The organism is Pseudarthrobacter sp. 902506025 (assembly GCF_040702325.1).
GTDB lineage: Bacteria > Actinomycetota > Actinomycetes > Actinomycetales > Micrococcaceae > Arthrobacter.
The window spans coordinates 20867-39799 of the sequence record NZ_JBFBKW010000005.1 but is presented as its reverse complement, the minus strand read 5'-3'; the positions used below and the strand labels follow the sequence as shown (position 1 = coordinate 39799).

Below are 18933 nucleotides of genomic sequence, written 5' to 3'. Positions count from 1 at the left end.
TCTCTAGTCTGCGGAAACAACAATGTGGCGTCCGGCGCCTTCGCCCTCGGACTCGCTGACCAGGCCGAGATCGGCAATGGCGTCGTGCACGATCTTGCGTTCGTAGGCGCTCATCGGCTCAAGGGCCACCGACTTGCCGGTTTCCTTCACGGAAGCCGCGGCGTCCTCGGCGATCTTCTGCAAATGCCCGGTACGTTCCTGCCGGTAGCCGTTGATGTCCAGGACAAGCCGCGAACGGTTCTCCGTTGCGGACAGCACTGCCAGGCGGGTGAGCTCCTGCAAAGCTTCCAGGACTTCACCGTCCTCGCCAACCAGGCCTTCCAGCCCCTCGGCCTCATCCTCGGCGACGATGGAGATGTAGGTCCGTCCGTTGCGGACCTCAATGTCGATGTCGCCGTCGATGTCGGCGATGTCCAGCAGCTCTTCCAGGTAATCGGCAGCCACGTCGCCCTCTTCTTCGAGGCGGCTGGCAGCGGAACCCTTGGCGGCGGAATCGTCCTCGCTCACGGACCCGGCCTGATCTTCGATCTCTTCGGAATAGGCCTGCTCGGTGCTCTCAGCTGACATTACTTCTTCTTCCTGTTCTTGCGCTGGGGCTGGACGCGCTGCGCCTTGATCTCAACTGCGGCCGCCGCGGCGGCGTCGGCTTCTTCATCCCGCTTCCCGGTCAGCACGGACAGGGCCGGCAGGCCCTTGGCGGCACGGCGTTCGGCGAGGGCCTTGGCTGCGGGGGATCCCGGCGTCGGCATGCGGCGGATGACGAAGAACTGCTGGCCCATGGTCCAAAGGTTGGTGGTGGTCCAGTAGATCAGCACACCGATGGGGAAGTTGATGCCACCCACGCCGAAGACGAGAGGCAGGATATACAGCATCATCTTCTGCTGGCGCATGAACGGGCTGGCCATGGCTTCTTCAGACATGTTCTTGGCCATGATCTGCTTCTGGGTGATGAACTGCGAGGCCGTCATGGCAATGATCATCACGATGGAGAGCACCACGACGGCGACCTGGCCGCTGCCGCCCCCGCCGTGCAGCAGGGAAGCGGACAGCGGAGCACCAAAAATGCTTGACGCATCGAATTCCACTACCTGCTCGTGGCTCATGGCCCCAATGCCTGCGCCCTGGTCCTTGGCGGCGGAAATACCGGAGAGCACCTGGAACAGGGCAAAGAAGAACGGCATCTGGATCAGCATGGGCAGGCACGCCGAGAACGGGTTGGTCCCGTGCTTCTTGTACATGGCCATCTGTTCCTGGGCCATCGCCTGGCGGGACAGCTGGTCAGTCTTGCCCTTGTACTTGTCCTGGAGCTTCTTCAGGTCCGGCTGCAGCAACTGCATGCCGCGCTGGGCCTTGATCTGCTTGACGAATACCGGGATCAGTGCGGCACGGATCACCAGCACCAGTCCGATGATGGACAGTGTCCACGTCCAGCCGTTCGCGGCGGGCATCCCGATGGCGCTCAGGCCATCGTGGAATCCAATCATGATGATGGAAACCAGCCACTTGAACGGGGCCATGATTGTTCCAAAGAAGTCCATACTTATCCCTATTCGTCAGGCCGCACTGCGGCCTTCTTCATCAGTCCGAGCAACCAGGTACCTGTCCGGATTGTTCAGCACAACAATTGTGGGGGTCTGGCCTGGAGGCCATTCCCGGCCGCCGGCGGGGACGTGGTCCACTCCACCGGCGTTCCATGGGTGGCAGTGGCCAAGCCGGCGCGCGGCAAGCCAGCTTCCCTTGACCGCGCCGTGGACGGTGACCGCTTCAAGGGCATAGGCCGAGCATGAAGGGAAGAACCGGCAGACCGGACCGTACAAGGGAGAAACCACCTTGCGGTAGGCCATCAGCAGAAGGATGAGGATGTTCCGGGGCAGGTTCCAGAGGAACTTCCCGACGGCGGCAAACACTGTGCGGAGACGGGCGACGACGGCGGTGGCGTTAGGCACGCGGTGTCCCCTCCTGTGTTGTACCGGCTGAACCCCTGGCAGCAGCCCGCGAAGGGCGGCCGGCCAGCCGGTTCAGCGTAGATTCCAGTGCAGCGTTGTAGTCCGATAGCAGCTGGTCCCAGCTGGCGGAAGCGGACGCAGGAAGCGCCCGCACCACGATAGCGAGTCCTGTGCCGTGCTCGCGCAACGAGGCAGCACCCGCTTCTCTCAGTCTCCTCTTAACGAGGTTCCTGACCACAGCGTTCCCTACACTCTTGGAAACAATGAACCCGATCCGGCTGGGTTCGTCGGCAGCAATGGCTGCCGCATATAACACTACGTTCCGGCGCCCATTGCGGACACCGGAACGTACAGTTGTTGAAAAATCAGTTGAGGTCCTCAGGCGGTTGCGGGTGGCCAGCACCTTAAACTCGCAAAGGGATGTCTACCGATAAGCCAGTTATTTAGGCCGACAGTTCGGTGCGGCCCTTGCCACGACGGGCTGCCAGGATGGCACGGCCGGCACGGGTACGCATACGAAGGCGGAAGCCGTGCTTCTTGGCTCGACGGCGGTTATTCGGCTGAAAAGTCCGCTTGCTCACGTTAGTTACTCCAGTGGATCAAAGGTGCGCCCACCCGATCAGTAATGGGGAAGAACTGGCCGACGCTAAGTTTTGTATATGCACGCTTCCCCCGGCTGCTCCAGGCGCGTTGCGCTTGGATGTTCAGATGGGGCCAAAAAGCGGACACAAAGGACTTCACAACGTTAGGGCAATCTGCAAGCCCGAGTCAAACCGGGGCGGCCCATCACGGCTGTCCCCAGCTGTTCCTAACTATCCCCAACAGCCTGTGGATGAAGTGGCTCACAGGGGTGCTTCCGGAACCACAACCGTGTAATTATCCACAGCCGGATAGCCAGCTATCTTCTAGGCTTTTCATCCCCTAGAGTGTCCCAGTAGCCGATTATCCACGGACTGTGCATAACCCTGTGGATTAAGCTGGGCCAGCACCCTGGTTCCGGACTTGGGGCTGCAGGCAATGCAGGCATAGCAAGTTTTGAGGGAACCGATTGATGACAGTAGACGAAGCCAACCACGCCAATACTGTCGGAAGTTCCTGGCGCCGGGTTGTCAGCCTGCTGGAACAGGACCACCGCGTAACACCGCGCCAGCGTGGCTTTGTCATCCTCGCCCAGGCGCAGGGCCTCATTGGTTCCACGCTCCTGGTCGCCGTACCCAACGAACTCACCCGCGAGGTGCTCCAGACCCAGGTCAAGGAAGCCCTCGACGATGCACTGCACAATGTCTTCTCCGAAGACATCCGCTGCGCCATCGATGTGGACACCGATCTGGTCCCCCTCCACGAGGAACCCGAACCCATCGTCGAGCCGGCTTTCGCACCGGACCAGGTCATCGAGCAGAAACCGCAGCCCATGCTGCCCAGCACCTCGCACGAATTCGGCCGGCTGAACCCCAAGTACGTCTTTGACACCTTCGTGATTGGTTCCTCGAACCGTTTCGCCCACGCTGCCGCCGTTGCTGTTGCCGAAGCACCTGCCAAGGCATACAACCCGCTCTTCATCTATGGTGACTCCGGTCTGGGCAAGACCCACCTCCTGCACGCCATCGGCCACTACGCCCGGCGCCTGTACAGCGGGATCCGCGTCCGATACGTAAATTCCGAAGAGTTCACCAACGACTTCATTAACTCCATCCGTGATGATGAGGGCACGAGCTTCAAGACGACCTACCGCAATGTGGACGTCCTGCTGATCGATGACATCCAGTTCCTGGCCGGCAAGGACCGGACGCTGGAGGAGTTCTTCCACACCTTCAATGCCCTGCACAACAACAACAAGCAGGTGGTCATCACCTCGGACCAGCCGCCCAAGCTGCTGGCCGGCTTCGAGGACCGCATGAAGTCGCGTTTTGAGTGGGGCCTGCTGACGGACATCCAGCCGCCGGAACTTGAGACCCGAATCGCCATCCTCCGCAAGAAGGCGCTCAGCGAGGGCCTGTCGGCGCCGGATGATGCCCTCGAGTACATCGCATCCAAGATCTCCAGCAACATCCGCGAGCTTGAAGGTGCACTGATCAGGGTGACGGCGTTCGCCAGCCTGAACCGCCAGCCGGTGGACGTGGCCCTTGCCGAGATGGTCCTGAAGGACCTGATTACCGACGACGGCGCCCAGGAGATCACGTCCGCCCAGATCCTCCAGCAGACAGCTGACTACTTCAAGCTCAGCATGGAGGAACTCTGCAGCAAATCCCGGACCCGGACGCTGGTGACCGCACGCCAGATCGCCATGTACCTCTGCCGGGAGCTGACGGACATGTCACTTCCCAAGATCGGCCAGGAACTCGGCGGCCGCGACCACACCACCGTCATCCATGCCGACCGGAAGATCCGCGAGCTGATGGCGGAGCGCCGTGTGATCTACAACCAGGTGACCGAGCTGACCAACCGGATCAAGCAGCAACAGCGCGACTCCTGAATCCACACCGCGCCCGGCACTCTATACCTTATTAACAGGGGCATGTGGATAAGCCTGTGGATACTTAAGGGGACAAGCGCGGTTAATGGGCTTAAAACCCTTAAGCCGTCTGTGGATCGTTAAAAATGGCCCTTTGCGTTGTCCCCATCCACACCCTGTTTAAAACCCACTTAACGCACAGCGGGTGAACAGGGCTTAAGCGCGGAACCACGCGGCAGGACCGGGTTATCCACAGTTTCCACAGCAGTTATTAACACTACTAATCCCAAAAAATTGAAATCCCTCAAACAACAAGAACGATCCGCGCATCCGACACAGGGGGCCTGCCGGCCCCCGGCGGACTGGACCGGACCCTGGGGGATGGGTTAATCCCCGATCTTCCGGCTAAGCTGTCAGCAGCGCTCCCATCCCTGGGTTTTCGTGTGGTTTCCGTTTTCGCGGACCATGCACCAGCCGGGGTGCGCCCAACTTCTTCCGGAGTTTCCTGCGAAATTCCCGGGTTTCACATGGCAGCAGCAATGAAAGGCGGCACCCTTCCGTGAAGTTCAGAGTCGATCGGGACGTCCTGGCAGAAGCCGTCACCTGGACAGCCCGGTCGTTGTCTCCGCGGCCGCCCGTGCCCGTCCTCTCCGGCCTGCTTTTGAAAGCTGAAGCGGGAACCGTCAGCCTTTCGAGCTTCGACTACGAGACGTCGGCACGGCTCGAAATCACCGCAGACATCAGGGATGAAGGCACCATCCTGGTATCCGGCCGGCTGCTCGCGGACATCTGCCGCAGCCTGCCTTCTGCTCCCGTGGACGTGGAAACCGACGGCAACAAGGTCACGCTCACCTGCCGTCGAAGCAGCTTCCATCTCGCGACCATGCCCGAAGCCGAATACCCACCCCTGCCATCCCTGCCGGCCATCAGCGGAACCGTCCCGGGAGATGCTTTTGCCCAGGCCGTCTCACAGGTCATCATCGCGGCAAGCAAGGACGACACTCTCCCCATCCTCACGGGTGTGCGGATGGAGATCGAGGACGATCTGATCACGCTGCTGGCCACCGACCGTTACCGGCTCGCCATGCGCGAAGTTCCGTGGAAGCCGGTCACGCCAGGCATCTCCACCAGCGCCTTGGTCAAGGCCAAAACCCTCAACGAGGTAGCCAAAACGCTTGGTAACAGCGGCGACATCAACCTCGCCCTGTCCGACGACGACAGCCGGCTCATCGGCTTCGAAAGCGGCGGCCGCACCACCACGTCACTGCTGGTGGACGGGGACTACCCCAAGATCCGCTCTCTGTTCCCCGAGTCCACCCCCATCCACGCCACCGTCCAGACCCAGGAGCTCGTTGAAGCTGTCCGCCGTGTATCCCTCGTGGCAGAGCGCAACACTCCGGTCAGGCTTGCCTTCACCGCGGGGCTGCTGAATCTCGATGCCGGCACCGGTGAGGACGCCCAGGCATCGGAAGAACTCGAAGCCCAGCTGTCCGGTGATGACATCACGGTCGCTTTCAACCCGCATTACCTGATCGAGGGACTCAGCGTCATCGAGACCAAGTTTGTCCGGTTCTCCTTCACCACAGCTCCCAAGCCCGCCATGATCACGGCCCAGGCGGACGCAGACGGCGAAGACCAGGATGACTACCGCTACCTGGTGATGCCGGTCCGGCTTCCCAACTAGTCCCCACCGCCCCCCTTGCCTCGCAAGCTCGGCCAGGGAACCCGGGCGGCGTGGGCCCACCCATCGCCACCCTCGCGGCGCGGGACCACCCCAGTTGAGCAACCCCTTCCCAACCAGCGCAGAAAAGAGTTCACCATGCACATTGGACTGATCGGCCTCGGCAAAATGGGGTTCAACATGCGTGAGCGCCTGCGCAAGGGAGGACTGGAAGTAACCGGTTACGACCGGAACCCGGACGTTACTGATGCTGCCAGCGTCGATGAGCTGATCGCCGCCGTACCGGCGCCCCGGATCATCTGGGTGATGGTGCCCTCAGGCCCCATCACGGACGCCGTCATCACTGAACTCAGCGAAAAGCTGGAAACCGGCGACCTCGTCATTGACGGCGGCAACTCCCGGTTCACCGAGGACCAGAAGCACGGCGAACTCCTCGCCGCCAAGGGAATCCGCTTCGCGGACTGCGGCGTGTCCGGCGGAGTCTGGGGCCTGCAGAACGGCTACGGACTCATGGCCGGCGGCGACGCCGCCGACATCGAACGTGCCCTGCCCGTCTTCGATGCGTTGCGTCCTGAAGGTGAAAGGGCGGACAGCTTTGTCCACGTCGGCGGCATCGGGGCAGGCCACTACGCCAAGATGGTCCACAACGGAATCGAATACGGCCTCATGCAGGCCTACGCCGAAGGCTACGAACTGCTCGCCGCCAAGGACATCGTCACCGACCTCCCCGGCACGTTCAGGGCATGGCAAAAGGGAACGGTAGTCCGTTCATGGCTCCTTGACCTCATGGTGAAGGCCCTTGACGAAGATCCCGGTTTGGCCTCCATTGACGACTACGTGGAGGATTCCGGCGAAGGCCGGTGGACCGTGGAGGAAGCCATCGCCAACGCGGTCCCCGCCCCGGCCATCACCGCCGCGCTGTTCGCCCGGTTCGCATCCCGGGAAGACACCTCGCCCGCCATGAAGATGGTTTCCGCGCTGCGCCACCAATTCGGCGGCCACGCAACCCGCCCCGCCAAGTAGCACCCACCGGGGACCAGCAGAGTTCCCAGAATTGCCGAAAACCGCGTGTATCTGGAACACCTTTCCCTGACCGACTTCCGCAGTTACGCCCAGGTTGACCTCACCCTGGGACCGGGCGTCACCGTCCTGGTGGGTTACAACGGCATCGGCAAGACCAACCTGATGGAGGCCATCGGGTACCTGGCCACGCTCAGTTCCCACCGGGTCAGCTCGGACGCGCCCCTGCTCAGGTTCGGGACGGAACGTGCACTGGTCCGCGCGCGGCTGGTCCGGGGCACGCAGACCACAGTCCTTGAGCTGGAGATCAACGCCGGCCGCGCCAACCGGGGACGCATCAACCGCAGCAACCCGGTCCGGGCCCGCGACATACTCGGCATCTGCCAGACAGTCCTGTTTGCCCCCGAGGACCTGGCACTGGTCAAGGGGGATCCATCAAACCGGCGCCGCTTCCTGGACGAGCTGCTGGCAAGCCTTATCCCGCACCACGCTGCCACCCGCAGCGACTATGACCGGGTCTTGAAACAACGCAACGCCCTGCTCAAATCAGCCCGCGCCGGCAGGTTCACCACAGCACACGAATCCACCCTGGACGTGTGGGACCAGCACATGGCCCGGGCGGGCGCGGAGTTGCTGCACGCGCGCCTGGAACTGGTTGAACGGCTCCGCCCGCACCTTGCCCGGGCCTATGCCCAACTCACGGACGCGTCCAAACCGGCGGATGCCACCTACCGGTCAACGGTCCAAAGCCAGATGGACGACGACGGCGTCCCGGCGGGAAGCGCGCAGCGCTCCGCAGCAGGAGGTACTGCAGACGGCCAGGATGATCTCCGGCTTCTCTCCGTGGAACAGCTCACCGAACGCTACGTGCAGGCATTCGCTGAATCCCGCAAGAAAGAACTGGAACGGGGCATATCCCTGGTTGGCCCGCACCGCGACGAACTGGAGCTCATGCTCGGGCAGGCGCCCGCCAAGGGATACGCGTCGCATGGTGAGACCTGGTCCATGTGCCTGTCCCTCCGGCTGGCCTCGTACTACGTGATGCTTGACGACGCCCGGACCGGAGGTTCTGCTCCCATCCTCATCCTGGACGACGTCTTTGCCGAACTGGACGTCCAGCGGCGGCGTAAACTGGCGGCAATAGTCTCCGGCGCGGAACAGGTCCTGGTGACCGCCGCCGTCGACGCCGATATTCCGGAAGAACTGTCCGGGCGGCGGGTGAAGGTCATCCCGGGAGGTATCGATGAGCAGTGACCAGGGCGGCGGGCTCCAGCCCGGCCGCGAGCCTGACGACATCGATGCGCCGCAGGCGGCGCTGAACCGGATGCGGGAAGCCGCGGCAGCGCGCGGCGAAGTCCGGCGGAAAGTTGCACGGCCCGGTTCCGCAAAGGCTAAAGGCAGCATCCGGGACACCCGCGGCTTCAGCCAGTTCCACGCCACCGGCCGGGACCCGTTGGGCCTGGGGAAGGTAGTAGGACGGCTGGTGGCGGAGCGGGGCTGGACCTCACCTGTGGCTGTCGGCTCGGTCATGGCGGAGTGGTCCACGCTGGTGGGGCCCGAAATCTCCGCCCACTGCACCCCGGAAAGCTTCACCGACACCACCCTGCACGTGCGGTGCGATTCCACTGCCTGGGCCACCCAACTCCGTCTCCTGAGCAGCAGCCTGCTCGACAAATTCCGCCGTGAACTGGGAGACGGGGTGGTCACCAGCATCCAGGTGCTGGGACCCTCCGCACCAAGCTGGCGCAAGGGCGGACGCAGTGTCAACGGCCGTGGTCCGCGGGACACGTACGGATAGGTCAGGACGGCAGCTCTTGAAACTGCGCGCAACGGCGTGTAGGGCGCTGTAAGGACCGCAGCGCGTATAGGCACCCGGAGGGCGTACCGCTGGGCCGCCCTAGGCGCGGCCAAGAGCCTCGCACAGCCATATTCAGTGGCGCTGAAGGCCCCGGAATGCGGGGATATGTCCTGGTTCACGGTAGAATTGATGCAGATAACTGGGCGCGGATGAAACGTTGACTTCAGTCCGTTCTGCGCGCGCTCTCCGCGCGCGGGGCGCGGACCACCAACCGTCAGCAGGTCACCGGCGCCATAAGTTTGTGCCTGTTGGCGGGTGGCTTTTCCCTGGGAAAGGCACCGGCCGGCCATCATCGAGAACAGAGGAGTCGCAGCGCCTGTGGCTAACGACAATACAGATATTCTGGCAGCAGATACAGCAGTCGAGGATGGCCGCACCCCTGATACTCCACCCGCGTCAGCCACTCCAAGGGAATACGGCGCCAGCGACATCACCGTGCTGGAGGGCCTTGAAGCTGTCCGCAAGCGTCCGGGCATGTACATCGGCTCCACCGGACCCCGTGGCCTGCACCACCTGGTCTACGAAGTGGTGGACAACTCGGTGGATGAGGCGCTGGCCGGTTACTGCAGCCATATCGAGATCGTCCTGCAGGCCGATGGCGGCGTGAAAGTGGTCGATGACGGCCGCGGCATTCCGGTGGATATGCACCCCACGGAACACAAACCCACCGTCGAGGTGGTCATGACCATCCTGCACGCCGGCGGCAAGTTCGGCGGCGGCGGATACGCCGTTTCCGGTGGCCTGCACGGCGTGGGCATCTCGGTGGTCAACGCACTCTCCAGCCGCGTGGATACCGAAGTGCGCCGCCAGGGGCACGTGTGGCGGATGTCCTTCGCTGACGGCGGCAAGCCGCAGGGCAGCCTGGTCCAGGGCGAAGAGACAGACGCCACCGGCACCACCCAGACCTTCTACCCGGACCCGGCGATCTTCGAAACCACCGAGTTCGACTTCGAAACGCTGCGCGCCCGCTTCCAGCAGATGGCCTTCCTCAACAAGGGACTGCGGATCACCCTGACGGATGAGCGCGCACCAGCCGGGGACGACGCCGACGGCGACCTGGACCTTGACGACCTCAGCACCGAGGGTGAAGTCAGCGCCGAACACCGCACCGTGGTGTACCAGTACAACGAAGGCCTGCTGGACTACGTCAGGCACCTGAACTCGGGCAAGAAGGTTGAGGTGGTCCACGAGGACGTCATCGCCTTTGAAACCGAGGACACCGAGCGCAAGATCGCCCTGGAAATGGCCATGCAGTGGACCAGCGCCTATTCCGAAAGCGTCCACACCTACGCCAACACCATCAACACCCATGAGGGTGGCACGCACGAAGAAGGCTTCCGCGCTGCCATGACCTCCCTTATCAACCGGTATGCCCGCGAAAAAGGCATTATCAAGGAGAAGGACGACAACCTCACGGGCGACGACATCCGCGAGGGCCTCACCGCCGTCATCTCGGTCAAGCTGGCCGAGCCCCAGTTCGAGGGCCAGACCAAGACCAAGCTCGGCAACTCCGAGGTCAAGGGCTTCGTCCAGCGTGTGGTCACCGACGGGCTGGGCGACTGGCTGGAGCGCAACCCCGGCCCCGCCCGCGACGTGATCCGCAAAGCGATTTCCGCCGCGCAGGCCAGGATGGCTGCGCGCAAGGCCCGCGACAATGCCCGGCGCAAGAGCCCGCTGGAGTCCTTTGGCATGCCCGGCAAGCTTTCGGACTGCTCCTCAAAGGACCCGGAAAAGTGCGAGGTCTACATCGTGGAGGGTGACTCGGCCGGTGGTTCCGCCAAGCGCGGCCGCAACCCCGAGACCCAGGCCATCCTTCCCCTCCGCGGCAAGATCCTCAACGTGGAGCGCGCACGCCTGGACAAGGCCCTGGGCAACGCAGAAGTGCAGTCCATGATCACTGCCTTCGGTACCGGCATCGGCGAGGACTTCGACCTGGCCAAGCTGCGGTACCACAAGATCGTGCTCATGGCAGATGCCGACGTGGACGGCCAGCACATCACTACGCTGCTGATGACCCTGCTGTTCCGTTACATGCGGCCCCTGATCGAGAACGGCTACGTGTACCTGGCCCAGCCCCCGCTGTACCGGATCAAGTGGTCCAACGCCCCGCATGACTACGTGTACAGCGACCGGGAACGCGACGCCAAGCTCGTGTCGGGCCAGGCCGCCGGGCGCCGCATCCCCAAGGACAACGGCATCCAGCGCTACAAGGGCCTTGGCGAGATGGACTACACCGAGCTGTGGGACACCACCATGGACCCCGACCACCGCACCCTGCTGCAGGTGACCATGGACGACGCCCTGGCTGCCGACCAGATCTTCTCCGTCCTCATGGGCGAAGACGTCGAATCCCGCCGCAACTTCATCCAGCAGAACGCCAAGGACGTCCGGTTCCTGGACATCTAAGGATCCGCTCCAAAGTATTCGGAACCAGACATATACCTGAAACGGAAAATAACTAATGAGCGACGAAATCCCCGAGAACTCCGCCCCTGAGGGCGGAACTCCGGACACCGTTCTTGAAGGCGACGTGCTGATCGACCGCGTGGAACAGGTGGACCTGCAGACGGAAATGCAGCGGTCCTACCTGGACTACGCCATGGCCGTCATCGTGGGCCGTGCCCTTCCCGACGTCCGCGATGGCCTCAAGCCCGTGCACCGCCGCGTGCTGTACGCGATGTTCGACGGCGGTTACCGCCCCGACCGGTCCTTCAACAAGTGCGCCCGCGTGGTGGGCGAGGTCATGGGCCAGTACCACCCCCACGGCGACACCGCGATCTACGACGCCCTGGTGCGCCTCATCCAGGACTGGACCATGCGCTACCCGCTGGCGCTGGGGCAGGGAAACTTCGGATCCCCCGGCAACGACGGCGCTGCCGCACCGCGGTATACCGAAACCAAGATGGCGCCGCTGGCCATGGAAATGGTCCGGGACATCGACGAGGAGACCGTCGATTTCCAGGACAACTATGACGGCAAAAACCAGGAACCCACCATCCTGCCGGCCAGGTTCCCCAACCTGCTGGTCAACGGTTCTTCAGGTATCGCCGTGGGCATGGCTACCAACATCCCGCCGCACAACCTCCGGGAAGTAGCCGACGGCGTGCAGTGGTACCTCTCCAACCCGGGTGCCACGCGCGAGGAACTCCTCGAGGAATTGCTGGTGCGGGTCAAGGGCCCGGATTTCCCCACCGGAGCCACCATCCTTGGCCACAAGGGCATCGAAGACGCCTACCGCACCGGCCGCGGATCGGTCACCATGCGCGCAGTAGTTGCCGTGGAGGAACTGCAGGGCCGCACGTGCCTGGTGGTCACCGAACTTCCGTACCAGGCCAACCCGGACAACCTGGCCATCAAGATCGCCGAACTGGTCAAGGACGGCAAGATCCAGGGCATTGCCGACCTCCGGGATGAAACGTCCGGACGCACCGGCCAGCGCCTGGTGATCGTGCTGAAGCGCGACGCCGTGCCCAAGGTGGTGCTGAACAACCTCTACAAGCACACCGAGCTGCAGAGCAACTTCTCCGCCAACATGCTGGCCATCGTGGACGGCGTGCCCCGGACACTGAGCCTTGATGCGTTCATCCGTCACTGGGTCACGCACCAGATGGACGTTATCGCCCGCCGCACCCGGTACCGCCTGCGCAAGGCGGAGGAAGAAGCCCACATCCTTCGGGCCCTCCTCAAGGCGCTGGACATGCTGGACGAGGTCATTGCCCTCATCCGCGCTTCCAGCACCACCGAGGCCGCACGGGACGGGCTGATGGAGCTGCTGGACATTGATGAGCTGCAGGCCCGGGCCATCCTGGACATGCAGCTGCGCCGCCTGGCCGCCCTGGAACGCCAGCGGATCCAGGAGAAGCACGCAGAACTCGAAGCCCTGATCACCGAATACAAGGAAATCCTGGGGTCGGAGCAGCGCCAGCGCGAGATCATCAGCACTGAGCTGGGCGAGATCGTGGACAAGCACGGCGATGACCGGCGCACCAGGATCCTCATGGGCTACGACGGGGACATGTCCATGGAGGACCTCATCCCCGAAGAGGAGATGGTGGTCACCATCACCCGCGGCGGCTACGTCAAGCGCACCCGCAGCGACAACTACCGGTCGCAGCAGCGCGGCGGCAAGGGCATCAAGGGTGCCCAGCTGCGTGGTGACGATGTGGTGGAGCACTTCTTCGTCACCACCACCCACCACTGGCTGCTGTTCTTCACCAACCTGGGCCGGGTCTACCGCGCCAAGGCGTACGAGCTGATGGAAGCGGGCAGGGACGCCAAGGGCCAGCACGTTGCCAACCTGATGGCATTCCAGCCCGACGAACACATCGCCCAGGTGCTGGACCTCAAGGACTACCAGCAGGCACCGTACCTGGTGCTCGCCACCAAGAGGGGCCTGGTGAAGAAGACCAGGCTGGAGGACTACGACACGAACCGTTCGGCAGGCGTGATCGCGATCAACCTGCGTGACGGCGACGAACTGGTCTCCGCCCAGCTTGTCTCGGAAACCGACGACCTCTTCCTGGTGTCCCGCAAGGGCCAGTCCATCCGCTTCACCGCCACCGATGACGCACTGCGCCCCATGGGACGTGCCACATCCGGCGTTACCGGCATGAAGTTCCGCGAGGACGACGAACTGCTGGCCGCGGACGTGGTCACCGACGGTTCGTTCGTGTTCATCGTGACCGAAGGCGGGTACGCCAAGCGCACGGCGGTGGAGGAATACCGCCTGCAGGGCCGTGGCGGACTGGGTATCAAGGTCGGCAAATACCAGGAAGAGCGCGGCCACCTCGTGGGTGCACTGATCGTCCAGGAAGAAGATGAAGTCCTGGTGGTCATGGAGGGCGGCAAGGTTGTCCGTTCCTCCGTTGCCGGGGTTCCTGCCAAGGGCCGCGACACCATGGGCGTCATCTTCGCCAAACCTGACAAGAATGACCGGATTATCGAGGTGGCGCGCAACAGCGAACGCGGTCTTGAGGACGAGGAATCCGCCGGGGATGACGTAACGTTGGCTGAAGATGGCGGGACCGCTGGGGAATCCGCCGCGCCAGCAATGGCAGAAGAATCACCGGCCGTTGAGTCAGAGGACGCCTCGGGCGACGCTGAGCCGAACGAAGACAACACGGAGGTAACGAGTGAGTAATTCCGACTCATTTCCCAAGCCGAACAGTACTGTTCCCGACGGGAACCGGCCTTCAGCGGCACCCCGCGTGAACGCCCCCGTTCGTCCGCCGCAGCGGCCCGCTGCGCCGGCCGGCGCTCCAGGCCAGCGCCCCGCCGTCCCTGGCCAGCGGCCGCAGCAGGGCGACCGCCCCGTGCAGCCCGGCCAGCGCCCCTTCCAGGGCCAGCCCGGACAGAGTCCTGCACAGGGCGCCTCCAGCCAGGGAACCCCTGGCCTGGTGAAGCCGGCTCCGAAGGCAAAGGTCCGGCGGGCCCGGCTCCTGATCAGCAAGGTGGACCCGTGGTCCGTCCTGAAGATGGCATTCCTGCTGTCCGTGGCACTGGGGATCGTGACTGTGGTGGCCGCCATTGTCCTGTGGACAGTCCTGGACCTCACCGGGATCTTTGACCAGGTGGACAGCCTGCTCGGCACGCTCGCCGGCTCGGAAAGCGGCGGCTTCGAATTGAAGAAGGTAGCTTCGCTGGGCCAGGTTGCGTCGTTCGCCACCATCATTGCCGTGGTCAACGTAGTCCTGCTGACGGCACTGTCCATGCTTTCCGCTGTCCTCTACAACATCTCCGCCACCCTGGTGGGTGGCATTGGCGTGACCCTCACCGACGATTAGGAAGCCATTTTCGCCGGGCCCGCACCGGTGAAAAGGCCCGATTTGAGATCGGGCCGGGGTGTGCTGTAAAGTCATGTCTCGGCCCGATGAGGGATTGAGGGCGTATAGCTCAGGCGGTTAGAGCGCTTCGCTGATAACGAAGAGGTCCCAGGTTCAAGTCCTGGTACGCCCACGGAACCTGTGCAGGTTTCAGACGGAGGTTTGGTCCGGAGTTATCCGGTACCGGATCGGAACGGGGAGCATGTGAAAAAGTTGCTTGTACTGGCAGCGGCAATCGCAGGCTTCCTGGTCTACCGGAAAGCACAGGAATCCGAAGCCCGGAAAACAGTCTGGAGCAAGTCAACCGATACGGTGGACTAGGCCGGACACCCGCTCCGGGAGCCTGTCAAGGGCTCCCTGGTTCTAGGGTATGATGGACGGGTTGCTTCTTATGGGGGCATGGCGCAATTGGTAGCGCACCTGCTTTGCAAGCAGGGGGTTCGGGGTTCGAGTCCCCGTGCCTCCACCATAAGGAAGTCCCGGTCAGCGGAAACGCCGGCCGGGACTTTTTGCTTTCCATCTGCGCAAGGAACCAGAACCAAGGGGGCTGCATTGAACTTCTTCTTCGCGGCCCTGGGAGTCCTGGGCGTTGCATCATCCGGGCCCTTGATCGCGGCCACGCTCGGCGCCACAAGTGTCAGCGCCCTTGCCATCGCCTTCTGGCGCAACGCCATCGGCGCGGCCGTCATGGCCTCCCCCACCCTGGTCCGGGAACCCGGCCAGTTCCGCAGGATCAGCCGCAGCGAGTTCCGCTGGTCGATGCTGGCAGCCGTCGCGCTTGCCCTGCACTTCGCCTGCTTCATCACATCCCTTCAGCTGACATCCGTAGCAGCCGCCACCGCCCTGGTCTGCCTGCAGTCAGCCTGGATTGCCGTCTTCCAGCTCTTCCGCGGCATCCGCCACCGCTGGCAGGTCCTGGCGGGGCTGGGAATCGCCTTTGGCGGGGTCGTGGCGATCACCGGCTTCGACATGGGCTCTTCCCCGCAGGCCCTCACGGGAGACCTGCTGGCGATGGCTGGCGGCGCCCTTGCCGGCCTTTACACGCTCGCGGGTGGCAAGGCACGGCAGAGTATGACAACAGGAACCTACACCACGCTCTGCTACGGAATGTGCGCTGCCCTCGTGGCCGCCCTGGCCCTGTTCGCGGGCCAGCCCCTGGCGGGGTTTGAGCCGGCCGGGTGGCTGGGCATCGCAGCAATCACCGTCTGTGCCCAACTGGTGGGCCACACCGCCTTCAACCACCTGCTGGCCACCATGAGCCCCCTCATCGTCTCCATGATCATCCTCCTGGAAATCCCGGGGGCAGCGCTGTTGGCAGCCGTGTTCCTGCACGAGACGCTGCCCGCAGGAACTTACGCCGGGCTCGGCCTGATCCTGGCGGGACTCGCCGTCGTGGTCCTCGGTCAAAGGAACAGCAGAGGTCAAAGGAACGGCAGGGGCCAGGGGAATGGCAGCCGGGGCAGCCGTGGAACGGCACCGCAGGAGGAACCGCCGTCGGACCGCCTGGCCGGGCTGGGAACTGACTGAGCGCTACTGACCGCCGCGGCGGACCGGCTGGGCCGTGTTAACGGTGTGGATGGCCCTGAGGAGCTTGGCCGGAAAGTACACCGAGAAGAAAACCACCATGGGGGCCTTCAGCGCCATCTTCCTGACGTTGTGGGCTTTGTAGGTCCGGTCGAACCGGGTGACGTAGTAGCGGTAGTCCCGCGGTGAATCCTCAAGCCGCCGCGCGGACATCCCGGACACCATCTGCGGCCAGTAGCGCACCGGCAGTTCATGGTCGGCCAGGTGCAGGGACAGGTCGATGTCCTCGTGCATCTCGTCCTTCTCGTCCCGGCAGGTCTCGGAACGGATGGTCTCCCAGGCCGTGGCCCGCAGGGCCATGTTGGAGCCGAACAGGAAATGGTACTGGTGCTTGGCCAGCTTCAGCATGAGCTGGCGCATCTTGTCGTCCGCCTTGAGTCCGAACCGGCGCATCGGCATGTCGTAGTAGACCACCGGGCCGGTGGCAGCCTGGACCGACTGGTCAGCGAAGGCCTTCTGCACCTGTTCAACCCAGTCGGGTTCGACAATGGAATCAGCGTCAATCCGCCCCAGGATGTCCCCGGTGGCACTGTCCAGCCCGAAGTTCCTGGTGGGGATGAGTCCCTGTTCCCGGTCCTGGCTCAGGAGGATGATGGGGCTTTCCGGATACTCGAGCTGCATCTGGCGCACAATGTCAGCGGTCCGGTCCTTCGAAAGGTTGTCCACCACGATGATCTCGTGGGCGGGAACGGACTGGTAGATCGCAGCTATCAGGCACTGCCTGATCACGCTCTCCTCGTTGTACGCCGGGATGACGACTGACACGCGGAGCTGTACGGCTGCGTCGTTCACGGCATCCCCAGAGGATCGATTGGCTGACATCACTTCAAATCTAGCATCCGCGAAAGATGCCTCCGCGGACGGGAAGAGACACAAAAAGGGGCCCCGCCGTCAAACGGAGCCCCTTGTGTGAATGGCGAAGATCAGGCCTGGCTGCTGCCCTTGTCTTCATCGGCAACCGTCTTGGCGCCGCCTTCGGTGTCGTCGGCAACGTGCTTGGCCTTGTCGGCGGCATCGGCTGACTTATCAGCGACCGTCCCAGCTGCGTCCCCGGCCTTGTCCGCGGCAGCACCGGCCGCGGATGCGGCTGCGGAAGTGCCCGTGTCGGCGGCGTCGGCAGTGGTTGCCTTGACGTCGCTGACGGTAGTGGCCGGAACGGGTGCCGGGGTGGGGGTGACCGGCGACGGGGTCTTCCAGGGGTCCTCGACCGGCTTGGATGCCTTCCAAGCGGCAACGCCCGCTGCAACCGCTGCGGCCACCACACCGAAGATCAGCCAGCCACGCTTCTTGGGCTTCTCCGGCTGGGCAAGCTGCACGTCCATTGCGCGGCTTGCCCCTGCCGCGGCTGCCTTCAGCTGCGTGCCGGTGGCCTGGGCCTGCTCCTGGAGGGCGTGGATGATTCCCACGTCCCCAAGCTTCTGCGCCACTGCGTCAACCCGTGCCGGGGTGTTTTCCAGGGTGCGGTGAACGGCGCCGGACGCCACGCCAATCTGGTCCGAGAGCTTGGGCAGGTACTCCACCACTACCCGGTCCCGGGCGTTCAGGACCACCGGGGTGGCCTTGTCCAGGGCCTCGTGCAGCCTGGGCGATGCGCCTTCAACCACGTCATTGATCTTCGGGGCCAAATGGGCCAGTCCGTCCTGGATCCGGGGAGTCACTGTGGCAACGCCGTCGGCCAGGCTGTGGGCCGCCGTCTTCAGGCCTTCCTGGATCTTGGGAGATGCGCTGTCCAGGCCCTGCTGCAGCCGGGGAACAGCCCAGTCCACGGCAGCTTCCACCCGGGGGGCCGCCCAATCCTTGGCGTTTTCCACCGCACTGGTGACCGACTGCTCAAGGTCACGGGCAATACGATCCGATTTCTTCACAACTACCTCCCGATTAATGTGACGGTTCTGTCGCTAGCCTACGTGCCCAGATCACCTCGGGCTATTCACTCTGCGGATTTTAGGGGGATTTCACCCAGCGCGGAACTGCCCCCGCAGCCGTGGCTGCCCAGAACCGGCATGGGAGAATCAACCTATGACTGCCATCGCAACTGCAAAAGCAACCATCCACACCAGCCTCGGCGACATCGTGGTTAACCTCTTCGGCAACCACGCGCCCAAGACGGTCAAGAACTTCGTGGGCCTTTCCACCGGCGAGCAGGCCTGGACCCACCCGGAAACCGGCGAGGACAAGACCGGCACGCCGCTTTATAACGGAACCATCTTCCACCGCATCATCAAGGACTTCATGATCCAGGCCGGCGATCCCCTGGGCCGTGGAACCGGTGGCCCCGGCTACCGCTTTGACGACGAGATCCACCCTGAACTGAGCTTCAACCAGCCCTACAAGCTGGCCATGGCCAACGCCGGCATCCAGATGGGCAAGGGCACCAACGGTTCACAGTTCTTCATCACCACGATTCCCACGGACTGGCTCCAGGGCAAGCACACCATCTTCGGTGAAGTGGCTGACGAGGAGTCCAAGAAGGTCGTAGACGCCATCGAGGGTGTCCGCACCGGCATGGGTGACCGCCCGGTCGAGGACGTCACCATCAACAGCATCGACATCGAACAGCTGTAACGCCC

At 63.5% G+C, this 18933-nt stretch carries 18 protein-coding genes and 2 tRNA genes; 13 read left to right on the top strand and 7 right to left on the bottom strand.

The window, feature by feature from the left end:
• Positions 1-3 precede the first annotated feature (3 nt).
• Genes AB0280_RS11440 through rpmH form a run of 5 tightly spaced genes read right to left on the bottom strand, consistent with a single transcriptional unit; the run spans position 4 to position 2527 of the window.
• Positions 4-567, bottom strand: coding sequence for a protein jag (locus tag AB0280_RS11440; protein WP_307493227.1), 564 nt, complete (start codon positions 565-567; stop codon positions 4-6).
• Positions 567-1538, bottom strand: coding sequence for a membrane protein insertase YidC (gene yidC / locus AB0280_RS11435; protein ID WP_307493229.1), 972 nt, complete (start codon positions 1536-1538; stop codon positions 567-569). Before yidC ends, AB0280_RS11440 begins: the two co-directional genes overlap by 1 nt.
• Positions 1539-1553: 15 nt before the next feature.
• The gene (gene yidD, locus AB0280_RS11430; protein WP_201302365.1) at positions 1554-1946 is read right to left on the bottom strand and encodes a membrane protein insertion efficiency factor YidD; all 393 of its coding nucleotides are present in this window, start codon (positions 1944-1946) and stop codon (positions 1554-1556) included.
• Positions 1939-2349, bottom strand: a complete 411-nt coding sequence (gene rnpA / locus AB0280_RS11425; protein WP_224023943.1) for a ribonuclease P protein component — start codon at positions 2347-2349, stop codon at positions 1939-1941. Before rnpA ends, yidD begins: the two co-directional genes overlap by 8 nt.
• Before the next feature lie 40 nt (positions 2350-2389).
• Positions 2390-2527 carry a 50S ribosomal protein L34 gene (gene rpmH / locus AB0280_RS11420; protein WP_003800212.1) on the bottom strand — a complete coding sequence of 46 codons (138 nt, stop codon included), beginning with the start codon at positions 2525-2527 and terminating at the stop codon, positions 2390-2392.
• A 470-nt stretch (positions 2528-2997) separates the two neighbouring features.
• Here rpmH and dnaA point away from each other — a divergent pair, with 470 nt between their 5' ends.
• The 12 genes from dnaA to AB0280_RS11360 all read left to right on the top strand — a co-directional run bounded on the left by dnaA (position 2998) and on the right by AB0280_RS11360 (position 16306).
• On the top strand, positions 2998-4419 hold the full coding sequence (dnaA, locus tag AB0280_RS11415) for a chromosomal replication initiator protein DnaA (RefSeq protein WP_224023945.1): 1422 nt from the start codon (positions 2998-3000) through the stop codon (positions 4417-4419).
• Between the two features lie 538 nt (positions 4420-4957).
• Positions 4958-6082 carry a DNA polymerase III subunit beta gene (gene dnaN, locus AB0280_RS11410; protein ID WP_214945168.1) on the top strand — a complete coding sequence of 375 codons (1125 nt, stop codon included), beginning with the start codon at positions 4958-4960 and terminating at the stop codon, positions 6080-6082.
• Positions 6083-6217: 135 nt separating this feature from the next.
• Complete coding sequence (gene gnd, locus AB0280_RS11405; protein ID WP_224023949.1) at positions 6218-7102, top strand: phosphogluconate dehydrogenase (NAD(+)-dependent, decarboxylating); 885 nt, start codon at positions 6218-6220, stop codon at positions 7100-7102.
• A gap of 45 nt (positions 7103-7147) precedes the next feature.
• Complete coding sequence (gene recF / locus AB0280_RS11400) at positions 7148-8353, top strand: DNA replication/repair protein RecF (RefSeq protein ID WP_366367278.1); 1206 nt, start codon at positions 7148-7150, stop codon at positions 8351-8353.
• On the top strand, positions 8343-8897 hold the full coding sequence (locus AB0280_RS11395) for a DUF721 domain-containing protein (protein WP_224023953.1): 555 nt from the start codon (positions 8343-8345) through the stop codon (positions 8895-8897). Before recF ends, AB0280_RS11395 begins: the two co-directional genes overlap by 11 nt.
• A gap of 378 nt (positions 8898-9275) precedes the next feature.
• A complete protein-coding gene (gyrB, locus tag AB0280_RS11390) occupies positions 9276-11363 on the top strand; it encodes a DNA topoisomerase (ATP-hydrolyzing) subunit B (protein WP_275181753.1) in 2088 nt (695 codons plus the stop codon).
• 55 nt (positions 11364-11418) lie between these two features.
• Positions 11419-14097 carry a DNA gyrase subunit A gene (gyrA, locus tag AB0280_RS11385; protein ID WP_141158797.1) on the top strand — a complete coding sequence of 893 codons (2679 nt, stop codon included), beginning with the start codon at positions 11419-11421 and terminating at the stop codon, positions 14095-14097.
• Positions 14090-14740, top strand: coding sequence for a DUF3566 domain-containing protein (locus tag AB0280_RS11380; RefSeq protein ID WP_307493238.1), 651 nt, complete (start codon positions 14090-14092; stop codon positions 14738-14740). The genes gyrA and AB0280_RS11380 overlap by 8 nt, the downstream gene beginning before the upstream one ends.
• A 98-nt stretch (positions 14741-14838) precedes the next feature.
• Positions 14839-14912, top strand: a tRNA-Ile gene (locus AB0280_RS11375).
• Between the two features lie 8 nt (positions 14913-14920).
• Positions 14921-15100, top strand: coding sequence for a DLW-39 family protein (locus AB0280_RS11370; protein WP_425328600.1), 180 nt, complete (start codon positions 14921-14923; stop codon positions 15098-15100).
• Between the two features lie 72 nt (positions 15101-15172).
• A tRNA-Ala gene (locus tag AB0280_RS11365) sits at positions 15173-15248 on the top strand.
• Between the two features lie 83 nt (positions 15249-15331).
• Positions 15332-16306 (top strand): DMT family transporter, encoded by a 975-nt coding sequence (locus AB0280_RS11360; protein ID WP_307493239.1) that lies wholly within the window; start codon positions 15332-15334, stop codon positions 16304-16306.
• A 3-nt stretch (positions 16307-16309) separates the two neighbouring features.
• On the opposite strand, the gene AB0280_RS11355 is transcribed toward AB0280_RS11360, so the two are convergent.
• On the bottom strand, positions 16310-17185 hold the full coding sequence (locus AB0280_RS11355) for a glycosyltransferase (RefSeq protein ID WP_275181758.1): 876 nt from the start codon (positions 17183-17185) through the stop codon (positions 16310-16312).
• 101 nt (positions 17186-17286) lie between these two features.
• Entirely contained in the window at positions 17287-18228 is a 942-nt protein-coding gene (locus tag AB0280_RS11350; protein ID WP_275181759.1) for a hypothetical protein, read from the bottom strand.
• A gap of 154 nt (positions 18229-18382) precedes the next feature.
• Between AB0280_RS11350 and AB0280_RS11345 the strand changes: the two genes are divergently transcribed.
• Positions 18383-18928, top strand: a complete 546-nt coding sequence (locus AB0280_RS11345) for a peptidylprolyl isomerase (protein ID WP_141158792.1) — start codon at positions 18383-18385, stop codon at positions 18926-18928.
• Positions 18929-18933: the final 5 nt, after the last annotated feature.

Coding starts and splice junctions, on each gene's coding strand:
- AB0280_RS11355 (WP_275181758.1), bottom strand. CDS start 17,185: ATGTCAGCCAATCGATCCTCTGGGGATGCCGTGAACGACGCAGCCGTA.
- dnaA (WP_224023945.1), top strand. CDS start 2,998: ATGACAGTAGACGAAGCCAACCACGCCAATACTGTCGGAAGTTCCTGG.
- yidC (WP_307493229.1), bottom strand. CDS start 1,538: ATGGACTTCTTTGGAACAATCATGGCCCCGTTCAAGTGGCTGGTTTCC.
- AB0280_RS11395 (WP_224023953.1), top strand. CDS start 8,343: ATGAGCAGTGACCAGGGCGGCGGGCTCCAGCCCGGCCGCGAGCCTGAC.
- AB0280_RS11345 (WP_141158792.1), top strand. CDS start 18,383: ATGACTGCCATCGCAACTGCAAAAGCAACCATCCACACCAGCCTCGGC.
- AB0280_RS11440 (WP_307493227.1), bottom strand. CDS start 567: ATGTCAGCTGAGAGCACCGAGCAGGCCTATTCCGAAGAGATCGAAGAT.
- gyrA (WP_141158797.1), top strand. CDS start 11,419: ATGAGCGACGAAATCCCCGAGAACTCCGCCCCTGAGGGCGGAACTCCG.
- gnd (WP_224023949.1), top strand. CDS start 6,218: ATGCACATTGGACTGATCGGCCTCGGCAAAATGGGGTTCAACATGCGT.